Consider the following 12,105-nt stretch of genomic DNA (forward strand, 5'->3'; position numbering starts at 1 on the left):
ATGATATTAATAATTTCAAGTATGGATGATCTATCAACAAATGATGTAATAGATTGGTTAAGGTATTATAATGAGGAGTATTTAAGGATTTCGGAATTTGATGAAATTTTATATGATAGAGTAATTATAACAAATAAAAGATTTGAAGTAATATTAAAAATAAATGATGTAGTATATCAGTTATCAAATTTCAAGGGGTTTTGGTATAGGCGAAGTCATTTTAAGTTATTTTTTAAAGGCTTAGAAATAAAGTCAAAATTGGATAAGGAGCTAAATAGACATTTATTTACGGAAGCTCATGAAATCCATAAATTAGTCAAAACGTATATTGAGATAAGGTCAATAAATAAGCAAGATGATATTTATTTAAATAAGCTTGATGTGTTAAGAGCTGCCTCTGAATTAGGTATAAAAATTCCGAATTCAATTGTGACCAATAATAAAAAAGATTTGATGGTTTTTTATAATGAAAACAAACAACTAATAACGAAAAATTTTTCACAAGGTATTTTTGTAAAATATAGAGGGATGAATTTAGGGAGCAGTACAAAATTTGTAGATAGCAAAGTGATTGAAGATTTACCAGATTTATTCCATTATAGCTTGTTCCAAGAAATGATAAATAAGTTGTTTGAAGTAAGAGTTTTTTTTATAAACAATCAATATTATGCATCTGCAATTTTTTCGCAGAATAGCGAAAAAACAAAACTTGATTTTAGAAATTATGATAGAAATAAACCTAATAGAACACCACCATTTAAGTTGCCAAAAAATACCTTAGAAAAATTAAAATTATTAATGAAGGAAATTAATATTAATTCAGGGTCAATTGATTTGATTGTTTCAACTTCTGAGGAATTTATTTTTTTAGAAGTTAATCCAATTGGTCAATTTTCACAAGTATCATTGCCTTGTAATTACTATTTAGAAAAAGAAATAGCAAAGCAATTAATAAATAATAAAAATGGATTTAACAAAGTACAAAAATCTTCCACCTATAATAAAAGTAGCAACGTTTTATAATCCGAACAATAGTAAAAGAACTAGCTTATATGTGAAATCTAAAGAATATCAAACAGACTTATATCCTAAAAGAATATTTTATAAACCTATCATACTTTAAAAGTAATGATTCTGAAATGGAATGCAGAAACGCCAGCCGTCAAAGGCTTTGTAAGAAGTTGTGTATATGATTTAACAAGACAAACCTATGACTTTATCCCAAATGAAATTTATAATATTATTTCATTTGAGAATAGGAACGTTGATCAATTGTTTTTTCAAAAAGATGAGGTAAATAAATCATGGTTAAAAGTATTATTAGATAAAGAATATTGTTTCCATATTCCAAGCGTGTTTGAGGATTGTTTTCCAGATATAAAGTTTAATTGGATTAGTCCATCTATAATTACAAACACTATTATTGATATTAATAGTGTTAATCACGAATTAGAATTTAAATTGTTGGAATCATTGAATTGTAAATATTTAGTCATTAGGTTCCTAGATCCTTTTAATTTAACTGAGATTGTGAAATTTCTTCATGAAAAAGTTAATGATTTAACTTTTAAGTCAATTGATGTTGTAATTGAAAAAAATGTAAATATTCCAAAGAAAAATTATGACATAGTTGAGAGGCAAATTTTTAAAGAAATAAGTCAAGTAACAAGTGTGAGTTTTTTTGGAAGTAAATATAGGCAAGGCAAAATAGAAAAGTTTATGCCTAGTTTTATTGTTGATATTCGTGTTTTTTCTGAAGCACAGGAGAATAATGTTTATTTTAATAGGAAATTGTATATTACAAGTGAAGGAGATGTTAAAAATGCAATAGAGGTAGAGGATAATTATGATAAGATAAATAAATTCACAACGAAAGATGATGTGTTAAAAATTATAAATGGAAATGATTTTAGTGATATTTGGAGGATTTCAAAAGATAAAATAGATGTCTGTAAGGATTGTGAATTTAGATATATGTGTGTTGATAATAGGTTTCCAATGAGAAGAAATAATGATAGTTTTTATTATTTGAATGAATGTTCATATAATCCATATATTGCAAAGTGGTCATTTGAAGATGATTATATGAGTTTAAGTGAATTATCGATTGGGAGTACTCAAAGTATATTTGAAATAAATATTCATTTAATCAATACGATTAATGAAATTTTATGGAAAGAATAATTGATTATTCTATCTACGCTATAAGAAATTTAAAAATACTAAAAAAGATGCCCTATTTTCTTTTTTAGTAATATGATTTCTTTGATCAATAATTTAGAAATCAAAGAAGTTATAGATGACTAAACAAAAAGCCTTTCATTTCTGAAAGGCTTTTACTTTGTAGCGGGAAGCATTCAAATATCTAACCAATTTATGAATGATTTTAATAAAGTTATCGCAAGAATTTGACGTATTCTTTTAGATTGAATTATAAGTTTTATTAAAATCTATATCCAGCACTTAGGCCAAATTTTGCAACAATAGTATGATCTGTTTTATCTGCATTGAATAATATACCGCCATAACCAAGATTTGCTTCAAAAAGAAATCCGCTTTTACTGACCCATTTCCAGCCTCCGCCGGCACCGAGAGCAAAATTAATAACGTCGGGATTCTCGGTATATATTGAATGATCTTCTGAAGTGTATATTTTTTTACCATCTGTAGAAGCTAGCATTCCAAATCCTTCAACAAACCAGCCTGATGCATATTTTTTACCAAAATATCTTCTGTAATACGGAGATATTGAATAATTTAAATCTTTTTCATTTTTTGTATTATCAAATACATAATAAAAAGAAAGCCCTAATGATGAATTATGATTTAAATGTCTTTCGTAACTAACCTGAAAAGATTGCAATAAAGGTGCAAGTGCATTTAATTTAATTTCATTATTTTTCTGATAAGGATCAGTTTCATTTTGTGCTTTAGCAGAATAAAAGACAAACAAAACAATAAGCAGTAAAAAGTTTTTTTTCATAAAAATTAATTTGAATTATTTAAGGCCAAAATTCATATAAGAAAAAATAGAAAAGGTCTCAAAAGCTTAAAAATGGATAAATTAATACTTATTTACTGGTGTTTTTATACTCATTAGGTGTCTGGCCTGTATGTTTTTTAAAGGCTTTGTGAAATGTTGCTTTTGAAGTAAAGCCAGATTCCAGACCCATTGCTAGCAAATTATAGTTCTCATATTCAGAATTGGAGATCATTTCTTTTACAGCTTCAACCCGATATTGATTAATGTAGTTGGCAAAGTTGTCTTCTGTTATTGTGTTTACAATTAGTGAAACATATCCCGCACTTATACCCAGTTTTTCAGCAACTTTTTCTCTGTTTAACGTACTGTCAGTATAAATGTGCTGTTCTTTAAAAAGAAGTTCCAATTTTTGGAAATAAGGATTATCTACTGTGATAGATTCTCTATATTCTACGACCCTTATATCTTCTAACATTTGAGTATTACCATATGAAAGAGTTAAATCCTGGTTTAGAAAATTATAAACTGCCTCTTTGTTTTTGGCAAGTTTATATTTGTATATACCCATATAAGATGTCCAGTGAATTATGAATGTTGCAGCTAAAGCCAAAATGCTCATAGTGGCAGAAAGGTCAAATTGAATAAATAAGCTGGCTAGGTAGATAATAAGAAAAGCAAATATCGATGAAGAAATGATTGTTAGTAAGGTAATGATCCATTTTTTTTCCTGTGGATCTTTTAAATGTCTTATCAAAAAATAAGAATAACAAAGAAGAAATGGAATAAATGTAACTGCTAGGATAAGATGAATTAGACCAAGTATTTTGAATATATAGATGCTTGACTCAGGAATAGTATAAATTCCTGCAACATGATCAAGATCACGGGCAATATTAAGGATGGCAGAAAAAGCAAATGGAGTGAAATACAAATAGAATTTTTGCTCACTTTTTGCAATTTTATCAATCCGGTTTATAATAAATAGGAATAGAAATGGGGGTAATAGAAATATCCACTCGATGTTATCAATAAAGCGTAGAAAAGGATGGGCGGTAAACACATCTTCAATCTCAAAAACATGATTTAGTAAAATAATTGAAATTGTAAATAGTAAATAGGCCAGATATTTATTTGAATTACTATTGAATATAGAAGACTTTAAAATAATTAAGGCTAAGACGATTCCTTGAAAAATCGCAATATTTAAAAGTGTTGTATAAATCAATTTTTTTTTAAGATAAAAGTTATTTTTAGGATTTGTTTTTGAATATTATAGTATTTAGTTACCTCTTCAAAATATAGCTAATTTCACACGAAATAGCAAAGCGAATTTATAGTAATGTAAATGATTTTCTTAACGGATTAAGAAATGATTAACTAAAGTTATTTATTAATTGTATAAAAAAACTTAAACAATTTTTTAAGATTCTGATTTGTAAATCCTGTTGCAAAAAAATGGTTTTCCAGCTGTTGGATATTACTATATAAGTTTAGATTTATTCAGTTTTAATGATTTGAGACTTTAGATACTTTTCTAACTATTTTAATAATTAATATATCTTCAAATGTAATAAAAGCAAAAAAGCTTCAGATTTCTCTGAAGCTTTTATCGTTGTAGCGGGAACTGGACTCGAACCAGTGACCTTCGGGTTATGAGCCCGACGAGCTACCTACTGCTCTATCCCGCGATGTTTCGGGTGCAAATATACGACGGATATCTGAAATTACAAGCATAAAAGAGAAAAAATGTTTTATTTCTTCTATTCGACTGATATAACTACCTTTGTACAATAAATAAATTTTAAAATGTCACATAAAGCAGGTTTTGTTAATATTATAGGTAATCCCAATGTTGGGAAATCAACCCTCATGAACGCGTTTGTTGGAGAACGTTTGTCGATTATTACGTCTAAGGCGCAAACGACACGCCACCGTATTCTTGGGATTGTAAATGGTGAAGACTTTCAGGTAATTCTATCTGATACTCCTGGGATCATCAAACCCGCCTATGAATTACAATCATCAATGATGGACTTTGTGAAGTCTGCCTTTGAGGATGCTGATATTTTAATTTACATGGTGGAGATTGGAGAGCAACATTTAAAAGATGAAGCTTTCTTTAATAAAATCATCCATGCTAAAATTCCAGTATTATTATTACTGAATAAAATTGATACGTCAAACCAACAACAGCTAGAGGAACAAGTAGCTTTCTGGACTGAGAAAGTACCGAATGCTGAAATTTTCCCCATATCTGCATTAGAGAACTTTAATGTAACGGAAGTTTTTGGACGTATTTTAGATCTTTTACCAGTTTCACCACCATATTACCCTAAAGACGCTTTAACAGATAAGCCAGAACGATTTTTCGTAAACGAAACAATTCGCGAGAAAATCTTATTGAACTACAGTAAAGAAATCCCATATGCGGTAGAGATTGAAACAGAAGAATTTATTGAAGATGATGATATTATTCGTATTCGTTCACTAATCATGGTGGAACGTGATACACAAAAAGGAATCATCATTGGACACAAAGGAGCTGCCTTGAAGAAAGTAGGAGTAGAAGCAAGAGCCGATTTGGAAAAATTCTTTGGAAAACAAATACACATCGAATTGTATGTAAAAGTGAATAAAAATTGGCGTAGTAATGCTTACCAATTAAAACGATTTGGATACAATCAATAAATAAATAAATGAAAAACGCGATTTGATAACAAATCGCGTTTTTTTATGCCTTTACTTTTTTGCAGTTTTTACTTACTTTTTCGATTTGCGAAACTCTAGGTTTCGGTTCCTTTTTATGTATATTTATCTGGTAATTAAATCCCCGAATTATGCCAAATCTATATGCTAAACTTTCTAGCTATAATTTCCTGTCTAGAAGTTATTCCCTCAAGTTTCTCTTTGTTGCTTTTGTTGGAATCCATTTACCTCTCATTGGTCTTATTGCTTTGTTAGTTTTTAATAAAGAGTATTTTACGCCACTGTATTCCATTCTTGTCGCTTTGTTGTTTACCTTAATCGCTGCATTTTGTACACTCTTTGTATTGCACAAATTATTAGAACCCTTACGTCAGGCCAAAGGAGCGTTGAACAATTATTTAACAAAAGAAGAACTACCCAATTTACCCACTCATTTTCAAGATGAGGTAGGATTATTATTGAAAGATTTACAAAGTACCTTAACACAACTACATCAATTATCGGAAGATCGACAAGATTTGATTTATTTGTTATCGCACGATTTGCGTTCACCTTTAATTCAGGTTATTAATTTTTGTGAGCTAATACGAGAAGAAACTAATCTGGAATTGATTGCAGAGTGGAGTGTAAGCTTAGAAGAAGAAATGGAAACACAGCTCAATTTCATTAAGAATATGATGATTTTATTGCGTAAAAATGATGGAGAAACAAAAGAATTAGTCCGTAGGAATGTGTCAATTTCCGAAATGATGGAGGAAGTTTTGGGAAGTCTTAAAATGTCAATTCATTCCAAGAAGATTATTATACATAAGAAAGTAGAGTCGGGAATGACGGTTAAAGTAAATCCAGATTTATTCAAGCATGCCTTGCTTAATATTTTGGTGAATGCAATAAAATTCTCCTACCAAAATGGGGCAATCGATATATCCTGTTCCCGAGAAAAGGATGGAGCAATCGATATTAAAATTAAGGATTACGGAATTGGTTTTGATAAACCAGCACAAGAAGATATATTTAATAAGTTCACGGTACAACTCCAAAAAGGAACCTTAGGAGAAAGCTCTAATGGTTTAGGATTGTATCTGACAAAGAATATCATTACAAAACATAAAGGAACCATTACAGCCTTTTCCGAAGGAACGAATAAAGGAGCTGTTTTTAAAATTGTAGTACCAATAATAGAGGAATAATCTCAGGAAGCATTAAATAATCTTGTTCATGAGATCAAGTAATTCCTGTGCTTGTGTACTTGCTTTTTTACGTTTCAAACGAGCAATAAAATAAAGCAGGAGCCATACAATAATGACAACACCCATGACTAGAAAATCGAAACTGGACGTTTGATGATTGATCCATTTAGAATACACAATTACGGCAAACACAATAAAAATAATAGCAAGAATACAATGTAATCCTACAAAAAGTACCCATAATACAGGGTCAGGACTATATAATACCTTGACTAGAGTTTTACTGTCTTCGCGTTTTTCAAGTTCGAGCCGTAGATTAGGAGACCAATATTCGCGATCCAGTAAACCAACGCTAAGCCAGATATATTGGTCGCTGTTTTTGATTCTTAATTTTGGTTCAGTTGTAGATTTTAAAGCCTCACTTGATGATTTAATTTCATCGATAGATTTTGAGCTGATTTTGTCAAAACGGGGGCGTAATCGAAGTTTGTTTTCTAAATTCATAGCGAAACATTTATATAATTAAAGATACTATATATTTTTGTGAATTTTAATAAATAAATGTTAAATGCTAGTTTTCAATTGAGTAGCATTTAAGGCTTATAAATCAATGTCTTAAAAAAAAATAAAAAATGTGCTAATGAAACACTACCTTTGCAAAATATTTAAAAATACACATGAATAATATTGTAGCCATAGTAGGAAGACCAAATGTAGGGAAATCCACCCTTTTCAATAGACTGATTCAAAGGAGAGAAGCCATTGTGGATTCTGTAAGCGGGGTAACTCGTGATCGTAATTATGGAAAAAGTGAATGGAATGGAAAGGAATTTTCTGTAATTGATACCGGTGGATATGTTAGAGGTTCTGATGATGTTTTTGAAGGTGAGATTAGAAAACAAGTAGAGTTAGCAATCGATGAAGCAGATGTTATCATCTTTGTCGTAGATGTAGAAGAAGGTATTACACCAATGGATGCTGCTGTTTCTAAATTATTGCGTAAAGTAACAAAGCCAGTTTTATTAGCTGTTAATAAAGTAGATAATGCAATGCGTGAAAAAGACGCAGTTGAATTCTATAATTTAGGTTTAGGAGAATACTTCACATTTGCAAGTATTTCTGGAAGTGGAACAGGAGATTTATTAGATGCTTTAATTGAAGCGTTCCCTGAGAAACCAGAACCAGTAAAAGAAGAAGTTGAATTACCTCGTTTTGCTGTAGTAGGAAGACCTAATGCGGGAAAATCTAGTTTTATCAATGCATTAATTGGTGAAGACCGATATATTGTAACTGATATTGCAGGAACAACGCGTGATTCTATTGATACGAAATTTGACCGTTTTGGTTTTGAATTCAATTTAGTAGATACAGCAGGTATTCGTAGAAAAGCAAAAGTAAAAGAAGATTTAGAATTCTATTCTGTAATGCGTTCGGTAAGAGCGATTGAGCATAGTGATATTTGTATCCTTGTTATCGATGCTACTAGAGGATTTGAAGGACAAGATCAGAGTATTTTCTGGTTAGCAGAAAAGAATAGAAAAGGAGTAGTAATCTTAGTGAATAAATGGGATTTAGTAGAGAAAGATACACACTCAACTAGAGAATATGAAGCACAAATTAGACAAGAGTTACAACCTTTTACAGATGTGCCAATTTTGTTTGTTTCTGCAATGACAAAACAAAGATTATTGAAATCATTAGAAACAGCAGTACAAGTTTTTGAAAATAGAAAACAAAGAATTGCAACGTCTAAATTGAATGATTTAATGTTGCCTATTATTGAGAACATGCCACCACCTGCTTTAAAAGGAAAGTATGTGAAAATTAAATATTGTATGCAGTTGCCAACACCAACACCTCAGTTCGTGTTTTTTGCTAATATGCCACAATATATTAAAGAGCCTTACAAACGTTTCATCGAGAATAAATTGAGAGAGCATTTTGATTTTTCAGGAGTGCCGATTGATATTTATTTCAGACAGAAATAAGAAAATAGACCCAATAAAAAAACCTGCAATTTGCAGGCTTTTTTGTTTATATACGTTTAAGGTTTTACCAGCTTCCGCCAGAACCACCACCGCTGAATCCGCCACCGCCGAAGCCGCCGCCAAATCCACCACCTCCGCCACCAGAGCTTCCTCCGCCGCCGAATCCTCCAAAACCACCTCCGCCACTACGGCCAAGACTACTTAAAATAATCATTTGAGCCAAGTCAAATCCACCGCCACCGCGACCACCATTGTTACCATTATTCTTGTTTTTAGACATGATAATAATAAAAATAATGAAAATGATGATGAATATAATAACCCCAGCTCCAGATGAATCGTCTTTGTTCTGGATGCGTGTACCCTTGTATTTACCTTTTAGGACTTCAAATATGGCATAAGTACCTTTGTCTAGTCCATTGTAATAACTTCCAGCTTTGAACTCAGGGATAATGATGTTACGTGTAATCTCACCACCAATTCCGGCTGTTAAACGATCCTCAACACCATATCCTGGAGAAATCCAGATATTACGTTCATTTTTTGCTAATAAGATAAAGACACCATTGTCTTCTTTTGCTTGTCCAACACCCCATTTCTGAGCCCATTGAGCTGACAAAAGACCGATGTTTTCACCTTTTATAGATTCAATCGTTACGACTACAATTTGAGTAGAAGTTGAATCAGAGTATTTGATGAGTTTATTTTCTAAACTTGCTTTTTCTTCAGCGCTTAATAAATTTGCATAATCATATACACTCGTTTGGAATTTTGGTTTCTCAGGTATTGTAAACTGTGAAAAACCAACCTGTACGAATGCGATACAAAGCAGTAATTGTAATGCGAATTGCTTCACAATGAATTTTTGAATTCTCATTATCCTTTAGAGATATTATCAGGTAATTCGTTGACGTCATCTTCAAGGGAAGGGAAGTGCTTTTTCAAACGCTCACCTGCTTTTATGATTCCGTCAATAAGACCTTGTTTAAAGTTTCCGTTTTTAAAATGGGCTACCATAATGTCTTTTGTGCTGTCCCAAAACTCAGCCCCTACGATATCATTAATTCCTTTGTCGCCATAGATTACAAATGTTTTGTCCTCTATCGCAAGGTAAATTAAAACACCATTACTTAATTTGGTTTTGTCCATGTTTAAAAAGTGAAAAACTTCCATAGCCCGATCAAACGGATCTATGGAAGTAGTTTTTTCTAAATGAACTCTAATCTCGCCCGAAGTATTATTTTCGGCAATACGTATTGCCTCAACAATTTCTTGTTCGTCTTCAGGGCTTAAAAAGTCTTCTACTTTTGACATTTTATTTTAAATCAAAATTTACTTCTACTGGTTTTTGTGCAGATGGTTCAGCATCAAAATAAGGTTTACCTTCAAAGTTAAACCAACCCGCAAGTATAGAATTCGGGAATGTTTTAACGTGATTATTGTACGGTTTAATAGCCTCGTTGAATCGAACTCTAGCTGTTTGGATCGTATTCTCTGTACTGGTAAGCTCATCTTGTAATTTCAAGAAATTCTGATTTGCTTTCAAGTCAGGGTAACGCTCAACTGAAACTAATAAACGAGATAATGCACTACTTACACCACCTTGAACTTCATTAAATTGTTTTAATTGTTCTGGCGTAATGTTAGAAGGATCAATCGTTGTAGCGGTAGCTTTTGCACGTGCTTCAATAACTGCAGTTAATGTACCTTTTTCAAAATCAGCAGCACCTTGTACAGTTTTTACTAAATTTCCAATTAAATCATTTCTTCTTTGGTAAGACGTTTGGACATTACCCCAAGCCTCAGAAACATTTTCATTCAGCGTTACAGCAGTATTGTTAAAGTTTTTTGCCCAAAGAAATACGATTAAAGCAATTACGCCTATTACGATTACGGGAATTAGCCATTTTTTCATTTGTTTCTGGTTTTAAAGTTGATTTTTAATGTTTATTAAGTTAGCTCTTACAGCTTCTAATTTACGAATAATTTCAAACTTATCTAAAGTTTTTTTCTGACCCTCCTTTAAGTGTGTTCTCGCACCATCCAGTGTAAATCCTCTTTCTTTAACTAAGTGATAAATTAATTGTAAGTTTTTGACGTCTTCTGGGGTAAACATACGATTTCCCTTCGCATTCTTTTTTGGTTTCAGAATATCAAATTCCTTATCCCAAAAGCGAATCAATGATGCGTTCACCTCAAAAGCTTTGGCAATTTCTCCAATGCTGTAATATCTTTTTTCTGGTAAGTCTAAATGCATTAATCGAGTGCTTGATTTTCTTGGTTAGCTAATTTTGAAATGGCTAGATATTCTGCTGCGGAAATATTTCCGTAATAGAAATTAATAGGGTTAATTACTTCGCCGTCTTTGTGTACTTCATAATGTAAATGTGAAGCTTCAGATCGACCAGTATTACCCACATATCCTATAACATCTCCTCTTTTTACACGCTGCCCTGGTCGAACATTGTATTTGCTTAAATGCGCATATAAAGTTTCGTAACCATACCCATGTTGGATTACTATATGATTCCCATATCCTGTGGCTGTATTATCGGCACGATTAACAACACCATCTCCCGTAGCAAAAATAGGTGTTCCAACTTTAGCAGAGAAATCCATTCCGGCATGGAATTTTTTAATCTTGGTAAATGGATCACTTCGGTATCCAAATCCAGAAGCCATGCGTTTTAAATCTTCATTCTTCACGGGTTGAATAGCAGGAATAGCGGCTAATAATTTTTCTTTGGCAGAAGCCAATTTTATAATTTCATCCAAGGATTTTGATTGAATCACTAATTGTTTGGAAATAATATCAACACGTTTTGTAGTGTTTTTAACCAATTCCGAATTATCATATCCATCCAATTCTTTATAACGATTGATTCCGCCAAAACCAGCTTTTCGTTGTTCATCAGGAATGGGAGAAGTATTAAAATAAATACGATATAAATTATTATCACGGTCTTCTACATTCGCTAATACTTCATCAATCTGATCCATTTTTTTATCAATGATTGAGTAACGAAGCTTTAAATTTTCAATTTCACGAGCTTGCAAACGGTCCTTTGGTGTTTCAAAAAAAGGTGTATTTAATAATATTACAAAACAAATAAATCCAAACAATGCAGAAGCAGCTAGGAATAAAAGAATATAACTCAGCTTTCTACCTTTTTTGGGTTGAATTTTCCGATATGCTAAATTTTCTGAATCGTAATAATATTTTACCTTCGACATGTTT

Annotated in this window: 13 protein-coding genes and 1 tRNA gene; 5 read left to right on the top strand and 9 right to left on the bottom strand. The window is 31.6% G+C overall.

What is annotated here, in order from left to right:
• The gene (gwsG, locus tag P6733_RS12275) at positions 1 to 1,023 is read left to right on the top strand and encodes a grasp-with-spasm system ATP-grasp peptide maturase (RefSeq protein ID WP_306353195.1); all 1,023 of its coding nucleotides are present in this window, start codon (positions 1 to 3) and stop codon (positions 1,021 to 1,023) included.
• A 105-nt stretch (positions 1,024 to 1,128) separates the two neighbouring features.
• The gene (locus P6733_RS12280; RefSeq protein ID WP_306353196.1) at positions 1,129 to 2,184 is read left to right on the top strand and encodes a hypothetical protein; all 1,056 of its coding nucleotides are present in this window, start codon (positions 1,129 to 1,131) and stop codon (positions 2,182 to 2,184) included.
• 259 nt (positions 2,185 to 2,443) lie between these two features.
• Here the strand turns inward: P6733_RS12280 and P6733_RS12285 are convergent, their stop codons facing one another.
• The 3 genes from P6733_RS12285 to P6733_RS12295 form a co-directional block, all read right to left on the bottom strand.
• The gene (locus P6733_RS12285) at positions 2,444 to 2,983 is read right to left on the bottom strand and encodes a DUF3575 domain-containing protein (protein WP_306353197.1); all 540 of its coding nucleotides are present in this window, start codon (positions 2,981 to 2,983) and stop codon (positions 2,444 to 2,446) included.
• Between the two features lie 88 nt (positions 2,984 to 3,071).
• The gene (locus P6733_RS12290) at positions 3,072 to 4,208 is read right to left on the bottom strand and encodes a helix-turn-helix domain-containing protein (RefSeq protein WP_306353198.1); all 1,137 of its coding nucleotides are present in this window, start codon (positions 4,206 to 4,208) and stop codon (positions 3,072 to 3,074) included.
• Between the two features lie 390 nt (positions 4,209 to 4,598).
• A tRNA-Met gene (locus P6733_RS12295) sits at positions 4,599 to 4,671 on the bottom strand.
• A 118-nt stretch (positions 4,672 to 4,789) separates the two neighbouring features.
• Between P6733_RS12295 and era the strand changes: the two genes are divergently transcribed.
• Both era and P6733_RS12305 read left to right on the top strand, forming a co-directional pair.
• Positions 4,790 to 5,671: a GTPase Era gene (era, locus tag P6733_RS12300; protein WP_306353199.1), complete on the top strand. Its 882-nt coding sequence runs from the start codon at positions 4,790 to 4,792 to the stop codon at positions 5,669 to 5,671.
• Between the two features lie 149 nt (positions 5,672 to 5,820).
• A complete protein-coding gene (locus P6733_RS12305) occupies positions 5,821 to 6,879 on the top strand; it encodes a sensor histidine kinase (protein ID WP_306353200.1) in 1,059 nt (352 codons plus the stop codon).
• 12 nt (positions 6,880 to 6,891) lie between these two features.
• Here the strand turns inward: P6733_RS12305 and P6733_RS12310 are convergent, their stop codons facing one another.
• On the bottom strand, positions 6,892 to 7,383 hold the full coding sequence (locus tag P6733_RS12310; RefSeq protein WP_306353201.1) for a hypothetical protein: 492 nt from the start codon (positions 7,381 to 7,383) through the stop codon (positions 6,892 to 6,894).
• A gap of 173 nt (positions 7,384 to 7,556) precedes the next feature.
• Between P6733_RS12310 and der the strand changes: the two genes are divergently transcribed.
• Positions 7,557 to 8,867: a ribosome biogenesis GTPase Der gene (der, locus tag P6733_RS12315; protein ID WP_306353202.1), complete on the top strand. Its 1,311-nt coding sequence runs from the start codon at positions 7,557 to 7,559 to the stop codon at positions 8,865 to 8,867.
• A gap of 64 nt (positions 8,868 to 8,931) precedes the next feature.
• On the opposite strand, the gene P6733_RS12320 is transcribed toward der, so the two are convergent.
• Genes P6733_RS12320 through P6733_RS12340 form a run of 5 tightly spaced genes read right to left on the bottom strand, consistent with a single transcriptional unit; the run spans position 8,932 to position 12,101 of the window.
• Positions 8,932 to 9,744: a TPM domain-containing protein gene (locus P6733_RS12320; RefSeq protein WP_372339303.1), complete on the bottom strand. Its 813-nt coding sequence runs from the start codon at positions 9,742 to 9,744 to the stop codon at positions 8,932 to 8,934.
• A complete protein-coding gene (locus P6733_RS12325) occupies positions 9,744 to 10,181 on the bottom strand; it encodes a TPM domain-containing protein (RefSeq protein ID WP_306353204.1) in 438 nt (145 codons plus the stop codon). The genes P6733_RS12320 and P6733_RS12325 overlap by 1 nt, the downstream gene beginning before the upstream one ends.
• Position 10,182: 1 nt before the next feature.
• Entirely contained in the window at positions 10,183 to 10,782 is a 600-nt protein-coding gene (locus tag P6733_RS12330) for a LemA family protein (RefSeq protein WP_306353205.1), read from the bottom strand.
• Between the two features lie 12 nt (positions 10,783 to 10,794).
• A complete protein-coding gene (locus P6733_RS12335; protein ID WP_306353206.1) occupies positions 10,795 to 11,124 on the bottom strand; it encodes a MerR family transcriptional regulator in 330 nt (109 codons plus the stop codon).
• On the bottom strand, positions 11,124 to 12,101 hold the full coding sequence (locus P6733_RS12340) for a M23 family metallopeptidase (RefSeq protein ID WP_306353207.1): 978 nt from the start codon (positions 12,099 to 12,101) through the stop codon (positions 11,124 to 11,126). Before P6733_RS12340 ends, P6733_RS12335 begins: the two co-directional genes overlap by 1 nt.
• Between the last annotated feature and the right edge of the window lie 4 nt (positions 12,102 to 12,105).

It is taken from the genome of Flavobacterium aerium, from assembly GCF_030766725.1.
GTDB lineage: Bacteria > Bacteroidota > Bacteroidia > Flavobacteriales > Flavobacteriaceae > Flavobacterium > Flavobacterium aerium.

What these genes read in the sequence shown, in the direction of transcription:
- P6733_RS12305 (WP_306353200.1), top strand. Translation starts at nt 5,821, where the DNA reads ATGCCAAATCTATATGCTAAACTTTCTAGCTATAATTTCCTGTCTAGA.
- P6733_RS12340 (WP_306353207.1), bottom strand. Translation starts at nt 12,101, where the DNA reads ATGTCGAAGGTAAAATATTATTACGATTCAGAAAATTTAGCATATCGG.
- P6733_RS12285 (WP_306353197.1), bottom strand. Translation starts at nt 2,983, where the DNA reads ATGAAAAAAAACTTTTTACTGCTTATTGTTTTGTTTGTCTTTTATTCT.
- P6733_RS12335 (WP_306353206.1), bottom strand. Translation starts at nt 11,124, where the DNA reads ATGCATTTAGACTTACCAGAAAAAAGATATTACAGCATTGGAGAAATT.
- P6733_RS12310 (WP_306353201.1), bottom strand. Translation starts at nt 7,383, where the DNA reads ATGAATTTAGAAAACAAACTTCGATTACGCCCCCGTTTTGACAAAATC.
- era (WP_306353199.1), top strand. Translation starts at nt 4,790, where the DNA reads ATGTCACATAAAGCAGGTTTTGTTAATATTATAGGTAATCCCAATGTT.
- gwsG (WP_306353195.1), top strand. Translation starts at nt 1, where the DNA reads ATGATATTAATAATTTCAAGTATGGATGATCTATCAACAAATGATGTA.
- P6733_RS12325 (WP_306353204.1), bottom strand. Translation starts at nt 10,181, where the DNA reads ATGTCAAAAGTAGAAGACTTTTTAAGCCCTGAAGACGAACAAGAAATT.
- P6733_RS12320 (WP_372339303.1), bottom strand. Translation starts at nt 9,744, where the DNA reads ATGAGAATTCAAAAATTCATTGTGAAGCAATTCGCATTACAATTACTG.
- P6733_RS12280 (WP_306353196.1), top strand. Translation starts at nt 1,129, where the DNA reads ATGATTCTGAAATGGAATGCAGAAACGCCAGCCGTCAAAGGCTTTGTA.
- P6733_RS12330 (WP_306353205.1), bottom strand. Translation starts at nt 10,782, where the DNA reads ATGAAAAAATGGCTAATTCCCGTAATCGTAATAGGCGTAATTGCTTTA.
- der (WP_306353202.1), top strand. Translation starts at nt 7,557, where the DNA reads ATGAATAATATTGTAGCCATAGTAGGAAGACCAAATGTAGGGAAATCC.